The 16,805-nt window shown below is 49.9% G+C and carries 14 protein-coding genes; 4 read left to right on the top strand and 10 right to left on the bottom strand.

Features of this window, described 5'->3' with window-relative positions:
• Window positions 1-268 precede the first annotated feature (268 nt).
• The 9 genes from CRO03_RS06910 to pdhR form a co-directional block, all read right to left on the bottom strand.
• Window positions 269-622, bottom strand: a complete 354-nt coding sequence (locus CRO03_RS06910) for a barstar family protein (protein WP_097110874.1) — start codon at window positions 620-622, stop codon at window positions 269-271.
• Window positions 619-1,023: a guanyl-specific ribonuclease gene (locus tag CRO03_RS06905; protein WP_097110873.1), complete on the bottom strand. Its 405-nt coding sequence runs from the start codon at window positions 1,021-1,023 to the stop codon at window positions 619-621. Before CRO03_RS06905 ends, CRO03_RS06910 begins: the two co-directional genes overlap by 4 nt.
• A 93-nt stretch (window positions 1,024-1,116) precedes the next feature.
• On the bottom strand, window positions 1,117-2,097 hold the full coding sequence (locus CRO03_RS18520) for a nuclease-related domain-containing protein (protein ID WP_097110872.1): 981 nt from the start codon (window positions 2,095-2,097) through the stop codon (window positions 1,117-1,119).
• Between the two features lie 87 nt (window positions 2,098-2,184).
• Entirely contained in the window at window positions 2,185-2,580 is a 396-nt protein-coding gene (locus CRO03_RS06895) for a type II toxin-antitoxin system YafO family toxin (protein WP_097110871.1), read from the bottom strand.
• Window positions 2,577-2,870, bottom strand: a complete 294-nt coding sequence (yafN, locus tag CRO03_RS06890) for a type I toxin-antitoxin system antitoxin YafN (protein ID WP_097110870.1) — start codon at window positions 2,868-2,870, stop codon at window positions 2,577-2,579. Before yafN ends, CRO03_RS06895 begins: the two co-directional genes overlap by 4 nt.
• A gap of 155 nt (window positions 2,871-3,025) precedes the next feature.
• Window positions 3,026-4,438, bottom strand: a complete 1,413-nt coding sequence (lpdA, locus tag CRO03_RS06885) for a dihydrolipoyl dehydrogenase (RefSeq protein WP_097110869.1) — start codon at window positions 4,436-4,438, stop codon at window positions 3,026-3,028.
• Between the two features lie 174 nt (window positions 4,439-4,612).
• The gene (aceF, locus tag CRO03_RS06880) at window positions 4,613-6,322 is read right to left on the bottom strand and encodes a dihydrolipoyllysine-residue acetyltransferase (RefSeq protein ID WP_097110868.1); all 1,710 of its coding nucleotides are present in this window, start codon (window positions 6,320-6,322) and stop codon (window positions 4,613-4,615) included.
• Between the two features lie 11 nt (window positions 6,323-6,333).
• Window positions 6,334-9,000: a pyruvate dehydrogenase (acetyl-transferring), homodimeric type gene (aceE, locus tag CRO03_RS06875; protein WP_097110867.1), complete on the bottom strand. Its 2,667-nt coding sequence runs from the start codon at window positions 8,998-9,000 to the stop codon at window positions 6,334-6,336.
• A gap of 52 nt (window positions 9,001-9,052) precedes the next feature.
• The gene (gene pdhR / locus CRO03_RS06870; protein WP_097110866.1) at window positions 9,053-9,811 is read right to left on the bottom strand and encodes a pyruvate dehydrogenase complex transcriptional repressor PdhR; all 759 of its coding nucleotides are present in this window, start codon (window positions 9,809-9,811) and stop codon (window positions 9,053-9,055) included.
• A gap of 322 nt (window positions 9,812-10,133) precedes the next feature.
• On the opposite strand from pdhR, the gene recQ reads away from it, so the two are divergent.
• From recQ to CRO03_RS06855, 3 genes are all read left to right on the top strand, one after another.
• Window positions 10,134-11,930, top strand: a complete 1,797-nt coding sequence (gene recQ, locus CRO03_RS06865; RefSeq protein WP_097110865.1) for a DNA helicase RecQ — start codon at window positions 10,134-10,136, stop codon at window positions 11,928-11,930.
• A 193-nt stretch (window positions 11,931-12,123) separates the two neighbouring features.
• Window positions 12,124-14,166, top strand: a complete 2,043-nt coding sequence (locus CRO03_RS06860; RefSeq protein WP_141397733.1) for a sensor domain-containing diguanylate cyclase — start codon at window positions 12,124-12,126, stop codon at window positions 14,164-14,166.
• A 127-nt stretch (window positions 14,167-14,293) separates the two neighbouring features.
• Window positions 14,294-14,899 carry a YkgJ family cysteine cluster protein gene (locus CRO03_RS06855; protein ID WP_097110863.1) on the top strand — a complete coding sequence of 202 codons (606 nt, stop codon included), beginning with the start codon at window positions 14,294-14,296 and terminating at the stop codon, window positions 14,897-14,899.
• A 49-nt stretch (window positions 14,900-14,948) separates the two neighbouring features.
• Here the strand turns inward: CRO03_RS06855 and CRO03_RS06850 are convergent, their stop codons facing one another.
• Window positions 14,949-15,968, bottom strand: a complete 1,020-nt coding sequence (locus CRO03_RS06850) for a zinc-binding alcohol dehydrogenase family protein (RefSeq protein ID WP_097110862.1) — start codon at window positions 15,966-15,968, stop codon at window positions 14,949-14,951.
• A gap of 195 nt (window positions 15,969-16,163) precedes the next feature.
• On the opposite strand from CRO03_RS06850, the gene CRO03_RS06845 reads away from it, so the two are divergent.
• Window positions 16,164-16,697 (top strand): YgjV family protein, encoded by a 534-nt coding sequence (locus CRO03_RS06845; protein WP_170948959.1) that lies wholly within the window; start codon window positions 16,164-16,166, stop codon window positions 16,695-16,697.
• Window positions 16,698-16,805: the final 108 nt, after the last annotated feature.

The raw sequence follows: 16,805 nt of genomic DNA, 5'->3' as shown, positions 1-16,805 counted from the left end.
GATGTTTGGCGATTGATCTGATCACCGAACGCCATGAATGTTCCTTCTGAATTCATCTTTTTGTTTTAGCTAACAATTTTGTGGGGATACCTCAGTATCTGACCCTAATTTTATAGCAGCTCATCGGCAGGAATTCACCGCAGAAAATGTAACGAGATTTTAGTACAGAAATACTTTCAGGCGACACAGCGCCACTTTTTCGAACTGCAATTTAGATTTTTATTTGACCCCGATATTACAACTTTTAAGACTTACCCGAACGCACTATTTAAGGTTCGATAAATAACTCAACCTGCAGCTTTACCCCTTTACTGTCGGCATAGTGCATCAGGTCTTGCATTAATTGCTGCCAGCTGGCAAGCGCATCACTATCCGTTGTTGGTTGGCTGCCAGTGCAAAAACGCCAGAGGGTTGGTGCGGTCAGGGTATCAACAATATCCAGCAACAAGTCATAAGCGGCGTCGAAATTTCCGCCGAAATAATCGGGAAACGAAAAATGCTTTTGCAAGCAAGTTAAAATACTCTGTTTGTTAAGTTTGCCATCTTGCGCAAGGCAAATAGCATTGGCGGGGGCAATGGCATGCTGCAATATAATCTGATTGTTATTGGCTTGCTTGATCATGGCGCACCAGAAATGGTACGAAAGGACCGGTAATGATCTTCGGTGTAATAAAATACTACCGGCGGATTGCCGCCAGTTACTACCCGCCGCGGCCCACGATGGGAAAGGCCGGGTGTATCAACAGTATATTCCCGGTAGTAACCGTTTGGTTTAGACGGTAACAAACGTTCTCTGTTTTGAAAGGTTATACCATCGCGATCATAAGGGAACGGGCCATTGCTACGGATCCGTTGTAAAGTTCTTTGTAGCTCCCGTTCTTGTGCAGACTGATGTGATTGGGTGGAGGCGTTCTGTTCAGCTACAACATTGTTAAAACCGTCATTAAAGCCTTTGCTAATATTACTACCTTGAAAATGGTAGATACCAGCCAACACCAGTAATAAAACCAGCAACTTTTTCATGTGAAATCCTTTTCTAAATAACCAACTCAATAATCTCAGACATTCATTGCGGGTACAACTGAACTTTCATCCGGTTTCATGTGTTCCCCTATATCATTGCCGGCTCTTAACTTGTTTCAGGTGCACTTTACGCAGATTTCTTTGCTTTGAAGCCATAATATTCAGTCTGGCTGTAAACTGGCGCAGCTGTTCATCACTAAAACAAGGCTGGGTAAATTGCTGAATATACGCTGCCACCTGTCTGATATAGCAAACCTGCGCCGGTAGCGACGTTCTGAGCTCTGCGCGGTCGCTAAAAGCAACTATGGAATGCACCTGCTTGCTGTCATGTAAACTTATTCCCAGAGCAAACTTTACTGCGGCGGTATGTTTACTGTTCTGATGCAAAGGGTTTTGAAAACTGCCTTTACTGCGAAAATGCTGTACTGTCCACTGAGGCTGGTGTTCACTGCCAAAAATCCAGCCTTTATAGTTTTTCACTTCAATCACAAAAATCCCAAATGGGCTTAGCACAAGATGGTCAATCTCGGTTAAATCTCCCTTGGCTGTTTCCAGGATCAAATTGCGGTAATGTTGATAAGCTACTGGTAAGTTGCGCACTAACAGCCGATGCAGTTGCCGTTCGGCCATAGCCCCCAAAAATCTCGCCTTATTGCCAAACACCAAAGCAATTAGCAAGCCGGGCAGCACTAAAAGCAACAGCGTGCCAATAATGTAAGGAATATAAGGCGTAAACAGGCTAAGCATCATAGCGCCTATATCGAATTTTTGTACCTGTGCAGATGGGTTTGCTGGCGCAGCCACACTCTCCGCAGCAGTGTTAGCCGGCGGCATGGCCGACTTAGCTGGAATATTGGTTAATACCAGCGGTTTATCAGGCGCCGGTATAGGCTTCTGACAATGCTTATCAAACTGGCGTTTGCTGTCCTGGTAAGTACTTAACTGCGGCTGAGGGCTAAAGCGCTCTATTTGCTGTTGCAGCAAAATACAGGCAGCTTCTGTGTATTGTTGTTGGCTATAAGCCAGCGGCGATCTAAGCAAAAGCAGCAACAAGGTAAATAGCCAAAAGCGCATAAGTCGTACCTGATATATGGAATGGTGATGCTAGCAAGGTAAAGACTTAGCGGCAATCAGTTAAAATTTAAATTTACTCACTATGCCTTAAAGCTGCTGTCGAAAAGCCTGCGCCATCAAACCAAGCTGGTACATTAGTTGGTTAGATTTGGCCAAATCATGGGCGTTGGGTTTTAGAATGGCCATTAGCAAGTAGCAGTTTTCATTCGTAAAGCCCCGGCAGTATACCAAATGGGTATCGCTGATGCGTTTTAGTTGGGCCAGCAAAACCGGAAACCCAGATCCATTTGCTGCCAGATGAATATGCCTTACTTGCTCTTGCTTAATGACGTCGAGGTTAAATGGATGGTCGTACGGTACATCTTTACCAAACAGGGCCGGTAGCACTCCAGTCTTATACTGCTTAAAATCCTGGATTAACGCGGTTCGCTCTGCTGGCATTAGCGCTTCATCAAGGACCTTGCTGGTAAATACCCGGATCACTCGCTAAATTCGCTCAACTTGGCTGCATCGGCCTCTAACAGCAGTTTCTCACTGATCCGGCTTATTTCCTTCAACCTTACCGCGCTTGGCCGGAAGAACCCCGGCTCTGCTGCGCCGGACGCCTCAATAATCCGCAGCATTTTTTCATATAGATCAGCACTTAGCATATAACCGGTGGGCTTGTTATTCGACAACACAGCCACGGGTTCATCGATAAAATACTGGCTTAAGTTTTTGCGGGCTTCAGATACCGAAACCGCCTTTTCCGCTAAAATAGCATGTGACGCCATAACCCACCTCAAGAAAAAATTACACATATGTGTACATTACTATGTATTTAATCATGCACAAAGGCAGTATGGTTTAAAGGTAGCTAAATTACAAGGCAGGCAAAAACAACAAAGGCCGCAAATGCGGCCTTTGTTTTATCTAGAACGTCGAAAAATTACTTTTTCTTGGCTTTAGGGTTTGGCAGATCGGTGATTGAGCCTTCGTATATTTCGGCGGCTAAGCCGATAGACTCGTTCAGCGTTGGGTGCGCGTGAATGGTTAACGCGATATCTTCGGCGTCGGCACCCATTTCTACTGCTAAGCAGATTTCGCCCAGCATTTCACCAGCGTTAATACCGACAATAGCGCCACCTAAAATGCGGTGAGTTTCTTTGTCGAAGATTAGCTTGGTGAAGCCTTCAGTACGGGCTGAGGCGATGGCACGGCCTGATGCTGCCCATGGGAAGGTCGCGGTTTCTACTTTTACGCCCTGCTCTTTCGCTTCTTTCTCGGTAATGCCGGTCCAGGCCATTTCCGGGTCGGTGTAGGCTACTGATGGAATGCAGCGTGGGTCGAAGTAGTGCTTCATACCAGAGATAACTTCAGCCGCTACGTGGCCTTCGTGTACCGCTTTGTGCGCTAACATCGGCTGGCCGATAACGTCGCCAATGGCGTGAATGTGTTTCACGTTGGTACGCAGTTGCTTATCAACATTGATAAAACCGCGCTCGTCTACTTCAACGCCCGCTTTGGTGGCGTCTAACAGGTTACCGTTTGGCTTACGGCCAACTGCAACCAGAATTTTGTCGTAACGTACCGCTTTATCCGGTGCGTTTTTGCCTTCAAACGTAACGTATAAACCGTCTTTCTTGGCTTCAACTGCGGTAACCTTGGTTGACAGCATAATGTTGAATTTCTTGCTGTTGTACTTGGTATAGGCTTTTACTAAGTCAGCGTCGGCTGCCGGTACTAACTGGTCGGCAAATTCTACTACCGATACTTTAGAACCCAGTGCGCGGTATACGGTGCCCATTTCCAGGCCGATAATACCACCACCTAATACCAGCATTTCGCCCGGAATGTCTTTTAATTCCAGTGCGCCGGTAGAGTCGATAACCCGGTCGTCGTCTTTTGGAATAAACGGCAGCGATACCGGCTCTGAACCCGCGGCAATAATGGCGTGTTCAAAGGTAATTTTAGTGTCGCCAACCTGTAAGGTGTTAGCACCGGTAAATTTACCGAAACCATTAACCACCTTCACTTTGCGCATTTTCGCCATGCCGCCCAGGCCGTTGGTTAACTGGCCTACTACTTTGTCTTTCCAGTCGCGGATTTTGTCTAAATCGATTTTTGGCTCACCGAAAGTGACGCCGTGTGAGGCCATATCGTGGGCATCGTCAATCACTTTAGCAACGTGTAATAAGGCTTTTGACGGAATACAACCGACGTTTAAGCAAACGCCACCCAAGGTGCTGCGCGCTTCAACCAGAGTAACCTCTAAGCCTAAGTCGGCTGCACGGAATGCCGCTGAATAACCACCAGGGCCTGCGCCCACGACGACTAACTGAGTTTTAATATCGTTGCTCATTGTTATACCTTTCTTTATCGGGTCATTATCGGGTTACAGCCCCGGCAGCACATTGTAGGGCACGGCCATCAGGCGAAAAATTGGCGGAATTTTACCATCTGCGCCGCCACTCTGTAACCCAAGATTGCGTTACTACTGCAAAATTACGCCAGTTTTTGCTGGCGTAAGCCGGTTTTACATAATAATTTGCCGGATATCGGCCAGATAGCTGGCTAAAGTGGCAGTAAAGCGTGCCGCCAGGGCACCGTCAATTACCCTATGGTCGTACGATACCGATAACGGCACCATTAACTTAGGCTCGAACTCTTTACCGTTCCATTTTGGTTTAACTTCTGATTTAGACACCCCCAGAATGGCCACTTCCGGTGCATTCACAATCGGCGTAAACGCCGTACCGCCAATGCCACCTAAGCTTGAAATCGTAAAGCAGCCGCCCTGCATATCAGCAGAGCTGAGTTTGCCTTCGCGTGCCTTGGAGGATATTTCCATCAACTCGCGTGACAGCTCAATAATGCCTTTTTTGTTAACATCTTTCACTACCGGCACTACTAAACCATTGGGCGTATCTACCGCTATACCAAGGTGAATGTACTTTTTCATTATCAGGCTCTGGCCATCTTCTGACAATGAACTGCAGAAAGTAGGGAATTCTTCCAGCGCCTTGGCAACCGCTTTCATAATAAATACCAGCGGGGTGTATTTAACACCCATTTTCTTCTTCTCGGCTAAAGCATTTTGCTCTTTGCGGAAGTCTTCCAGGCCGGTAATGTCGGCTTCGTCGAACTGGGTAACATGCGGAATACGCACCCAGTTGCGGTGCAGGTTATTACCCGACAGCTTCTGAATACGCGATAACGGCTTACTTTCCACTTCGCCGAATTTGGCAAAATCAACTTTTGGCCAGGCAATTAAATCAAAGCCCATGCTACTGCCAGCACCAGAGCCTGCAGCAGCGCCGCCGCTTTCAGCCTGTTTCACCAGCTGCTTGACGTAGTTTTGCACATCTTCTTTCACAACCCGGCCTTTACGGCCAGTACCCTTAACTTTAGCCAGGTTAATACCAAACTCGCGGGCTAAACGGCGGATAACCGGGGAGGCGTGGGCATAGGCGCTGTTTTCAACAAAGCCTTCGCCTTTAGCAGCAGTGTCTGAGCTGGCAGCTGCCTTGCTGTCTTGCTTGCTGTCGCTTTGCTCAGAGGCTTTGCTGTCGCTGCTACCGTCTGATTTGCTGCTGTCTTTACTGTCGCTTGCGCTGTCAGCCGCATCGGCATCGCTATCATCGGCATCGCCAACATCGTCAGCGGTTTCAAATATCATAATCAGGCTGCCGGTCGACACTTTATCGCCAACACTGACCTTAATCTCTTTCACTTTGCCATCGAACGGTGCCGGTACTTCCATACTGGCTTTGTCACCTTCAACGCTGAGCAGAGACTGGTCGGCAGTTACAGTGTCGCCAACTTTTACCAGAATTTCGGTTACTTCAACCGGATCGCCACCAATGTCGGGGACTTCAACATCTTTGCTGGCACCGCCGCCGGATTTTTTATCAGCTGGTTTTTTATCGTCCGACTTTTTATCGTCTGCAGCAGACTCATCTGACTTTTTGTCTTCAGACTTTTTAGCATCATCTTTGCTATCAGCGTTGTCAGCGTCACCTTCGAATACCATAATCAGACTGCCGGTTTTAACCATCTCACCGGTTTTCACTTTAATCTCTTTGACTACGCCGCCTTCGCTGGCGGGTATTTCCATGGCGGCTTTATCGCCTTCCACATTAATTAAAGACTGTTCCGGTTCGACTTTATCGCCAACCTTTACCAGTATTTCGGTTACTTCAACCTCATCTGCACCAATGTCCGGTACCTTAATTTCAATCGTCATAAGTTATCCCCTTACGCGTACAGCGGGTTGGTTTTGGTTGCATCTATGCCAAATTTCTTAATGGCCTCGCTTACCACCGCTTTTTTCAGCTCGCCTTGCTTAACCAGTTCGGTTAACGCTGCTACCACAATATAACCGGCGTTTACTTCAAAATGACGACGCAGGTTCTCGCGGCTATCAGAGCGGCCATAACCGTCGGTACCCAGCACCTTGTAAGATACTGCCGGAATAAAGGCCCGAATTTGATCGGCGTAGTTTTTCATATAATCGGTGGCGGCAATGGCCGGTGCCTTGCCCATTACCGTGGCGACAAAAGCAGTTTTCTCTTTCGCATCCGGGTTCAGCATGTTGTAACGCTCCACGTCCTGGCCATCGCGCGCCAGCTCGTTAAACGAGGTTACCGAGTACACGTCAGAGGCGACACCGTAATCTTTACTTAAAATCTCGGCCGCTTTACGCACCTCATTAAAGATGGTGCCCGAGCCTAACAGCTGCACTTTGCCGCGATCACCGTTGTGCGATTCCAGCTTGTAAATACCGCGGCGAATACCTTCCTCGGCGCCTTTTGGCATAGCCGGATGGTGGTAGTTTTCATTCATTACCGTAATGTAGTAATAAATGTTTTCCTGATCCGGGCCGTACATACGGCGGATACCGTCCTGCATGATTACGGCCAGTTCATAAACGTACGTCGGATCGTATGAAATACAGTTAGGCACTGTACTTGCCAGGACATGGCTGTGGCCATCTTCGTGCTGCAGACCTTCGCCGTTTAGCGTTGTACGGCCAGCCGTAGCGCCCAACAGGAAGCCCCGCGCTTGTTGGTCACCCGCCATCCAGGCCATATCGCCGACCCGCTGGAAACCAAACATCGAGTAATAAATGTAGAACGGGATCATCGGTAAATCGTTGGTGCTGTACGACGTTGCCGCCGCCACCCAGGATGACATGGCGCCCAGCTCGTTAATACCTTCCTGCAATACCTGGCCGCCGGTGTCTTCTTTGTAGTAGCTGACCACCGAGCGGTCTTCCGGGGTGTAAGTCTGGCCACCCGGGTTATAAATACCAATCTGCCGGAACAAGCCTTCCATGCCGAAGGTACGGGCTTCATCAGCAATAATCGGCACAATTTGCTTACCGATATGCTCGTCTTTCAGCAAAATATTCAGAATTCGGGTGTAACCCATGGTGGTAGAGATTTCACGTTTTTGCTCGGTTAATAACGACTCAAACGCATCCAGCTCTGGCAGGGTTAATGGCTTGGTAAAGTTAGGCAGCCGCACCGGGGTGTAACCGTGCAGCGCTTTACGCCGGTCGTGCAGATACTGCAGCTCTGGCGAGTCTTTCGGCAGTTCAATGTAGGGTAAGTCGGCGACCGCATCTTCACTGATGTAATCTTCCAGGCCCAGGCGCTTGCGCAGTTGCAGCACGTGGGTCATGTCCATTTTCTTCACCTGGTGGGCAATGTTCTTACCCTCGGCCGCATCGCCCATGCCATAACCTTTCACGGTTTTAGCTAAAATAACAGTAGGCTTGTCGGTGCAATTCTGGGCCGCTTTAAAGGCAGCAAACAGCTTGGATGGCTCGTGGCCGCCGCGTTTTAAGGCGAAAATTTCTTCGTCGGTCATATCGGCAACTAATGCTGCAGTTTCCGGGTAACGACCAAAGAAATGCTTACGCACGAAAGCACCATCGTTGGCTTTGTATGCCTGGTAATCACCGTCAACCGTTTCGTTCATCAGCTGTAACAGCTTACCTGTGGTGTCTTTGGCCAGCAGCTTATCCCAGCCGCGGCCCCAGACTACCTTGATTACGTTCCAGCCGGCGCCGCGGAACAAGCCTTCCAGCTCCTGAATAATTTTGCCGTTACCCATTACCGGGCCATCAAGCCGCTGCAGGTTACAGTTTACCAGGAAGCACAGGTTGTTCAGTTTTTCGCGGGCGGCGAAGCTGATGGCACCGCGTGATTCCGGCTCGTCCATCTCGCCGTCACCTAAAAAGGCATACACCCGCTGTTCAGTGGTATCTTTTAAACCGCGGCCATTCAGATACTTTAAAAACCTTGCCTGATAAATCGAAGCGATGGGGCCTAATCCCATAGAAACGGTAGGGAACTGCCAGAACTCGGGCATTAATTTCGGGTGCGGGTAGCTGGATAAACCTTTGCCGTCGACTTCCTGGCGAAAACCATCCAGTTGCTCGGCGGTTAAGCGGCCTTCAACAAAAGCGCGGGCGTAAATACCCGGTGAGATATGGCCCTGATAGTAGACTAAATCGCCACCGTCTTTCTCGTTCGGCGCGCGGAAAAAGTGGTTAAAACAGGTTTCGTAAAATGCCGCCGAAGATTGAAACGAGGCCATATGGCCGCCCAGGTCCAGCTCTTTTTTCGAGCCGCGCAGGACAATCATAATGGCGTTCCAGCGAATTACCGAGCGGATGCGCCGCTCCAGGTTAACGTCGCCCGGATAAGCCGGCTCTTGCTGGGGCACAATGGTATTAATGTAGTTGGTGGTAACGCCGGTCGGCATGTCCACGCCTTCTAAGCGGGCCTGCTCTAATACCTGTTCAAGCAGGAACTGCGCCCGCTCGACACCTTCGGTGCGCACTACTGATTCCAGTGCTTCCAGCCACTCTTTTGTTTCCAGAGCGTCGATGTCATTCTTACTGACTTCAGACATATCGAGGTTTCCTATGGTTGTTCACGCCGCGGCGTTTAAAATTATTAAGTTATCAGCCTTGCTGTGAACGACGCAATGAACGCTCAATCCGCGAGCGTTCTTTGTCCAGTTCCAACAGAGCTTCTTCAATAAAGGCTAAATGGCCATTGCTGGCCTGCCTGGCCAGTTCCGGCTGACGACTGATTACCGCCTGCATCAGGCGGCGCCGATGGTCATTCAGCTTGTCTGCTATACCATCGCGCTGTTGCAGTGCCGCCAGATTTAAGCGAATATTCTGCTCAGTTAATGGCGTTAAACTTCTGACCAGATACAGTAACACCACATTATGTGATGCTTCGGCCACCGCCAGATAAAACTGGCTGACCGCTTTGGCCTCTGCTTCCGCATCCTGAAACTGCTGGTTCAGGCAAATTTCTTCGTATAAATTTCTGATTTTTTTGTGGTCGCTCTCGGTGCCCCGCAGCGCCGCGTAATAGGCACAAATGCCTTCTAAAGCGTGGCGAAACTCCAGAAAATCAAATTGTGAGTCGGGGTATTGGGCCATCAGGCTAAACAGCGGATCGGTTAAATCCTTGACCAGATTATCGCAAACGTAGGTGCCTCCGCCCTGGCGCCGGCTGACTAAGCCCTTTGCTTCCAGCTTCTGAATGGCTTCGCGCAACGAGGGCCGGGACACCGCAAAGCGCTCTGCCAGTTCGCGCTCTGACGGCAACTTCTGGCCAGGCGCAAAACTGCCTTCCAGTAGCAGGTGCTCCAGTTGCGTCACTATCTGATCAGACAGCTTTGCCGGCTTTATTTTCAGATCAGCCATAATGGGGTAATTAAATCCTGTTTAGTGCCATTGCTATTCCGCTATTAAGAACTGCACGGTAAATTGGTCTTACCAATCTTAAAAAGTGGCGCTACGGTAGCATTTTTACAATAACAAGTAAATAAAGCAGAGATTCAGAGCAAAGGCAAAAACAAATTTTAATTAGAGTATAAACTCAAAATTAACCTTAACTCTCCCGCCGGTTTTAAATTGGTCTGACCAATGGTGATGCAAGCATAAAAATCCGGCAGCGGCAAAGCTGTAAATCAGCGGGCGGAACGCATACAATAGCCGCTGCTTTTTTTCAGGGTATAAATGACGCGTGTCAGAACAGTTATTAGCGACGCTTAAACAAGCTTTTGGTTACAGTGCCTTTCGTGACGGCCAGGCCGAAATCATTGACGCAGCCTTAAACGGCCGCGACAGCTTTGTGCTGCTACCAACCGGCGGCGGTAAGTCGCTGTGTTATCAGCTACCCGCGCTGCATTTACCCCAGGTAACTATTGTGGTGTCGCCGCTGATGTCACTGATGAAAGATCAGGTCGACGCGCTGCAGGCTAACGGCATTGCCGCCGAGTTTGTTAATAGCAGCTTAAGCCGCGAGGCGGTATTCGAGGTGTTTGCCCGGCTGCGCCGCGGTGAGCTGAAACTGCTGTATGTTGCGCCCGAGCGGTTATTGCAACCGGCTTTCCTCGACCGGCTAACTGACGTTGGCGTCAGCTTGTTTGCGATTGACGAAGCGCATTGTATTTCGCAGTGGGGCCATGACTTCAGGCCCGATTATATGGCGCTGGCACTATTAAAGCAGCGCTTTCCCACTGTGCCGGTAATGGCACTGACCGCCACCGCTGATATCGCCACCCGCCAGGATATTGTGCAGCAACTAACCTTGCAAAGCCCCTGCATTTATACCGGTAGTTTCGACCGGCCCAATATCCGCTACACCGTACAGGAAAAATTCCGGCCACTGGAGCAGGTGGTCAGTTATTTAAAACAGCAGGACGGCAGCGCCGGTATTATTTATTGCAGCTCGCGGCGCAAAGTGGATGAGCTGAGCAGCCAGCTCAGTGAGCGCGGTTTTAAAGTAGCGGCGTATCATGCCGGCCACGACAGCGAGCAGCGCGGCCGGGTGCAGGACGATTTTAAGCGGGATGATATTCAGATCATCGTCGCTACTGTGGCCTTTGGCATGGGGGTCAATAAATCCAATATCCGCTTTGTTATTCACTTTGAATTACCGCGCACCATTGAGGCGTATTATCAGGAAACCGGCCGGGCCGGCCGGGATGGCGTGCCCGCTGAAGCGTTGATGCTGTTTGACCCGGCGGATATTACCAGGATGAAACGCTGGCTGGAAGCCGAAGAAAACCCGGCTCGGGCTGAAGTGGCCTGGCAGCGCTTTCAGGCGATGGCGGCCTTTGCTGAAGCCCAGACCTGCCGCCGCTTAGTGCTGCTGAATTACTTTGGCGAAGCCCGCCAACAGCGCTGTGGCAACTGTGATATTTGCTTAAACCCACCGCAGCAGTTTGATGCTACCGAGCTGGCCCGCAAAGCCTTATCGTGCGTGTATCGGGTAGAACAAAGTTATGGTATGGCCCATGTCATCGAAGTACTGCGCGGCAGCCTGAACCAGAAAATCCGGGAGCAGGCGCATGATAAGCTCAGTACCTGGGGCCTGGGGAAAGATCACAGTCATGATTACTGGCTGAGCGTACTACGCCAGTTGGTGCACTTTGGCTATTTACAACAAGATATTACCCGTAATTCGGTGCTGCAGTTATTGCCGGCGGCACGGCCACTGCTGCGCGGCGAAACCAGCCTGCAACTGGCTGTACCACGGTTACAAAGCAGTCAGAAAGTGCCGGCGAAACTGGGCAATCAGAAGTATGACCGGGCACTATTTGGCCGCCTGCGCGCCTTACGCAAACAACTGGCCGAGCGCGACGACGTGCCGCCTTTTGTGGTATTCAGCGACGCCACCTTAATCGATATGTGCCAGCGCCTGCCAACCGACAGCAACAGTATGCTGGCGGTATCCGGGGTGGGTAATACCAAACTTAGCCGCTATGGCAGTGAGTTTATTGCTGAAATTGCTGATTATCTGGCCAGTCACGGTTAAGCCATCTTGTTATTTTTGTATAGCTAAAACGTAATTAATTAGGCTAAGCTACTGTTAAACCCATGCCGGGATCAGCCATACTGTGCTAAAGTTTTGCTGTTTCAGCTCATATTCCTGCCGACGGAGAGTCTCAGTGGTACCAGTAAAATCCTGGTTATATGTTTTGTTATTATGGCTTTGTAGCTGGCCGTTAGTGGCTTCACAAACCGAAAGTACCGGGCTTAACGCCGATACCACTGCTAAAACAAGCATTCTGTACCTGTACTTCCTCAATACTGCCAGCGACGTCACACTGGACGATATTCTGGCCGATCCGGCATACACCCATAGTTTTCAGCCCGTGCTGAACGACAAACGGATCCTGGTCAGCGACAACAACCCGGTCTGGTTTAAAGCGCGTCTGCGCAACACCAGCAAACACCCAGCCACATGGTTACTGGAATATAATTTTCCGATGGTAGATAAACTTGAGGTTTATCAGGTTGACCGCGCCAGTAAAGATATTGATTTACTTAACCGCACCGGCAATGACTACCCCTTTAACGAACGGGCGCTGCCTTACCGGGGCTATGTTACTGAACTTAATCTGGCACCGGAGCAAGAGTTCGACTTATACCTGCGGGTGCTAGATGCAGCCATTGTCCCCAGCGATATTACCTTATGGCAGCCTGGCACCTTTATCAGTGTACAACAGGGTAATGCCATATTTGATGGCGTGCTTAGCGGCATTCTGCTGATGCTGGCGCTGCATAGTTTTATTATGTTTAATCAGTTACGGCAGCGGCAGCGTTTGTATCAGGGCTTGTTTTTCAGCTGTTTTGCCATGGTGTTAGCTATTCTCAATGGCCTGGCGTTCCCGTTATTATGGCCGGATAACCCGGCGATAAATCTGGCAGTACTGTACATTTTCGCCGGTTTATCGCTACTGTGTCTTAACCTGTTTATCCGGGCGAGGCTGGAGCAGCCGTTATCGTTTTTCTGGCACAAGGTGCACATTTTTAATAATCTGCTAAGCCTGAGTTTACTATTCAGCCCGCTGCTGATTGGTGGCGAATGGCGATTCTGGTTGTTACTGGGCAGTATTATTGTGGTTATCAGCAGCAACATGTTGCTAACCCTGCACTATGCCATTGCCGGCCAGAAAAGTGCCCGTTCGCTGGCCTTAGCCTGCTTTTTCCTGTTAATCAGTGCCGCTATTCTGACCACGGCGCAGCTGGGCTACTTTAAACAGTTGTTGGAGTGGCATTATTTAACGCTGTTGCTTATTTTACTTTGCATGACGGTGATTCACTTTAGTCTGGATCATATTCATGCTGAACTGACCACCGATCACGACTCGTTAAAAGAACTGGCGAAATACAAAACACTGTTTAATCAGGCAACAGAGGGGTTGTTTGTTGGTAATGCCGACGGCCAGTTGCTGGATGCCAATCTGGCGCTACTGCAAATTCTGGGATACCAACAAATAAATGAGTTGCGCCAGGATGTCGGCGGTAACGGCATGGCCCGCTTTTATGCCAACCCGAGTGAGCGCCAGGATTTTATTTCCCAGTTACATAAATTTGGTCAGCAACAGGCCGAGATTCGTGGTTTGCGGGCCGATCGCAGCCCGTTCTGGGCTTTATTATCGGCCCGGCTGGTGCCAGCTACCGCCACTGAGCCAGCCTTTATTCATGGCTCAGTCATTGATATCAGCAAACAGAAGCTGGCTTATGAGCAGCTGAGTTATCAGGCCAACCATGATGCCATTACTGGCCTGTATAACCGTCATTATTTGCTGCAGCAACTTACCCGTAGCCTTTATCAGGGTGCGAAACGAAACAGTAGCTTGCTATTTATTGACGTCGCCCAGTTCAATGAGATTAATAACCGTTTTGGCCACAATGCCGGTGACAGCCTGTTAAAACAGTTGGGCCAGCAACTGGAGCAGAATTTAGCCCCTGCCGATATGCTGGCCCGGCTGGAGAAAGATCAGTTTGCCCTGTTGTCGCCTGGCAAAAATGCCAACGAAGCGTTAGTTATCGCCTACCGGCTGATAGATCAGGTTAAAACCTTTAACTTCAGCTGGCAGCAACAGCAGTTTACTATCAGTATTAATATTGGTATCCGGGTTATTGATAACAGCCGCCAGGACAGCGACAGTTTTCTGATGCAAGCCGCCGCCGCTGCGGCCAGTGCCAGGGCGAAAGGGCAAAACCGGATCCACCTGTATACCGAGCCGATGCTCACCAGTTAAGCTGGCCTGAGTATATATTTGCAGCACCCTCTTGCTGAGCAGATCCAGCTCAGCGTAGAATGGTGCGGCGACAATCCGTCGTTTCTATATTAAGCAAACCCCTTTATGTATTTCGTTCGGAGTCTGTATGCAACGGCTGCGTGAATTGTCGCGCCGTGTTGAGGCTGTGTATGGCGAAATAGCGGAAACCTTCAGCAGTTATCAGCAACGCCAGGGCTTACAATGCCGTAGCGGCTGTGGTGAATGTTGTCTGGCCCCGACTATTGAGGCAACCGTGCTGGAAATGTTGCCGCTGGCATTGCACTTGTTTGATCAGGGCAAAGCGGAGCAAACACTGGATCAACTCGGCCAGCTAACTGAGCCTCAGGGCTGTTTTTTCTATCAGAAGTTATCATTTGATGGCAAACAGGGTCAGTGTACTGTTTATCAGCAGCGCCCCAGTATTTGCCGGATGTTTGGCGCCGGAGGTTATCGTGATAAGACCGGCCAGACGTCATTGTCGGTTTGTAAAACCATTAAAGGTGACAATCCAGCGAAGTATCAGCAAAGCCTGATTATGCTGCAGAGCGAACCACCACCGTTGATGATGCAAAGTAAAGAGCAGGTCAATGAGCTGGATTACCAGCTGGGGAATAAACATTACCCGATAAATACAGCACTGCAACTGGCGCTGGAACAAGTATTGTTTAAGGCCAGTTACAGTTTTGAGCAAGATAACCAGCAAATTGCCTGACAGCTTTTGTCAGACAGCTGTTACCAAACAAGTTGCGAAGCCTGGCCGGTTAAAAGCCGGCCAGCACTACTTTGCCGATGGCTTTGCCACTTTCCAGCAAGGCATGAGCCTGGCGTAAATTGGCGGCGTTAATCGTACCCAACGTTTGCTGCAAGGTGGTTTTTATCTGGCCCTGCTCTATCAGGCGGCTTAAGTCAGTTAGTAGTTGATGTTGCAAATGCATATCGGGCGTCGCGAACAGCGAACGGGTAAACATAAACTCCCAATGCAGTGAAATACTTTTCTGCTTTAACGGCATAATATCGATGCCGCCAACCGGGTCATCAATCAGCGCCAGCTTACCCTGTGGCGCCAGCAATTTTACCAGCTCAGGATAATGCTGATCGGTATGGGTTAAACTGGCGACATGGCTTACCGACTCCATACCCAACTCTGCTAATTGCGGTTGCAGTGGCTTACTGTGGTCCACTACGTAGTGTGCGCCCAGCTCTTTTACCCATTGCTGAGTTTCAGGGCGTGAAGCCGTTGCCACGATACAAACACTGGTCAGCTTACGGGCCAGTTGCACCAGCACCGAGCCTACGCCACCGGCGGCGCCGGTAATTAACAGTAAAGGGCGAGGATACTTTAAACTCGACTGGTTTAACTCCAGCCGGTCAAATAACAATTCCCAGGCGGTAATCGCAGTTAATGGCAGGGCTGCTGCCTGCTCATAGCTTAAGTTGGCCGGCATTATTGCCACCAGCCGTTCATCCACTAACTGGTACTCAGCATTAGACCCGCTACGATTAAGCGCCCCGGCATAATAAACCTGGTCTCCGGGTTTAAACATGGTTACTTCGTCACCGCAGGCTACCACTTCGCCTGCGGCATCCCAGCCGAGTACTTTATATTCGCCTTCTGCCGGTGCCACCCGGCTGCGAATTTTAGTATCGACCGGATTAACCGACACCGCCGCGATCTTCACCAGCACATCGCGGCCCGAGGCTTCAGGTTGCGGCAACTCAATATCCAGCAATGCAGCCGGGTCACTGCTCGCCAGTGAGTGTTGATAACCTACTGCTTTCATGCTTATTCCTTTATTGGCACCATTAAAACAAGCCTATCAGAAAACGCCGGGACAGCCACCTGCCTGCGGTTTTATTTACTGACTTATTTCAGTAATGAACTGTGATGCGGTTATATGTTATGCCGAGGCCGACAGGCAAGCCGGTGGCCATTCGCGTATGATAGCAACCGTTATCTAACTACTGCCGGAAATATTTTGCCAGAACTCAGTATGTTGTTTGCAGGATCACAATTGCTTGCTGCCGTTGCCTTTGGCAGCGGCATTTTTGCGTTCTGGCAACAACAGCGCAGCACCATGCTGAAGTTCTGGTTTATCTCGGCAGTATTGAATGCCAGTCACTTCGGCTTACTTGGTCAGTACGAAGCTGCTCTGTTTGTCGGCTTAACCGCCATTCGCTTTCTGGTCGCCGCTATGCAGCCCCGCCAGCACTGGATGCTGCTGTTTATGGCTGCCGCCACCGTAATTGTACTTACCACCTATAGCAACCCGCTAAATTTGCTGCCCTATACGGCCGCGATGCTGGGCACTTACGGCAGCTTTCAAACCCGGTTGGGCCGGGTACGGTTATGTATGGCACTGGGTGCCAGTTGCTGGATCATTCACAATATTCTGGTGGGTTCACCGGTAGCGGTAATGATGGAGTTAGCGTTCCTGCTCAGTAATCTGGTTGGTTTTTTAAGGGCCCGCCGGCTGGCAGCAAACCTGGCTGCCGCTAATCAGCCAGGCTGACCTGCGCTGTTAAAACCAATTCTGGCTCACTAACGGCGCTGCTGGTCGCAATCTGCAATTATATTTTGTGTCATCTCTTGCCAATACTGCCGGCTACGCCCATTATCA

The sequence above is a fragment of the Arsukibacterium tuosuense genome (genome assembly GCF_900215315.1).
GTDB classification, from domain to species: Bacteria; Pseudomonadota; Gammaproteobacteria; order Enterobacterales; family Alteromonadaceae; genus Alishewanella; species Alishewanella tuosuense.
The sequence above is the reverse complement of the archived record's forward strand: the minus strand, read 5'-3'. Positions and strand labels throughout refer to the sequence as shown.

Excerpts from the sequence above, each read along its gene's own strand:
- lpdA (WP_097110869.1), bottom strand. The coding sequence starts at position 4,438 with ATGAGCAACGATATTAAAACTCAGTTAGTCGTCGTGGGCGCAGGCCCT.
- CRO03_RS06855 (WP_097110863.1), top strand. The coding sequence starts at position 14,294 with ATGCAACGGCTGCGTGAATTGTCGCGCCGTGTTGAGGCTGTGTATGGC.
- pdhR (WP_097110866.1), bottom strand. The coding sequence starts at position 9,811 with ATGGCTGATCTGAAAATAAAGCCGGCAAAGCTGTCTGATCAGATAGTG.
- CRO03_RS18520 (WP_097110872.1), bottom strand. The coding sequence starts at position 2,097 with ATGCGCTTTTGGCTATTTACCTTGTTGCTGCTTTTGCTTAGATCGCCG.
- CRO03_RS06905 (WP_097110873.1), bottom strand. The coding sequence starts at position 1,023 with ATGAAAAAGTTGCTGGTTTTATTACTGGTGTTGGCTGGTATCTACCAT.
- aceF (WP_097110868.1), bottom strand. The coding sequence starts at position 6,322 with ATGACGATTGAAATTAAGGTACCGGACATTGGTGCAGATGAGGTTGAA.
- yafN (WP_097110870.1), bottom strand. The coding sequence starts at position 2,870 with ATGGCGTCACATGCTATTTTAGCGGAAAAGGCGGTTTCGGTATCTGAA.
- CRO03_RS06910 (WP_097110874.1), bottom strand. The coding sequence starts at position 622 with ATGATCAAGCAAGCCAATAACAATCAGATTATATTGCAGCATGCCATT.
- CRO03_RS06850 (WP_097110862.1), bottom strand. The coding sequence starts at position 15,968 with ATGAAAGCAGTAGGTTATCAACACTCACTGGCGAGCAGTGACCCGGCT.
- aceE (WP_097110867.1), bottom strand. The coding sequence starts at position 9,000 with ATGTCTGAAGTCAGTAAGAATGACATCGACGCTCTGGAAACAAAAGAG.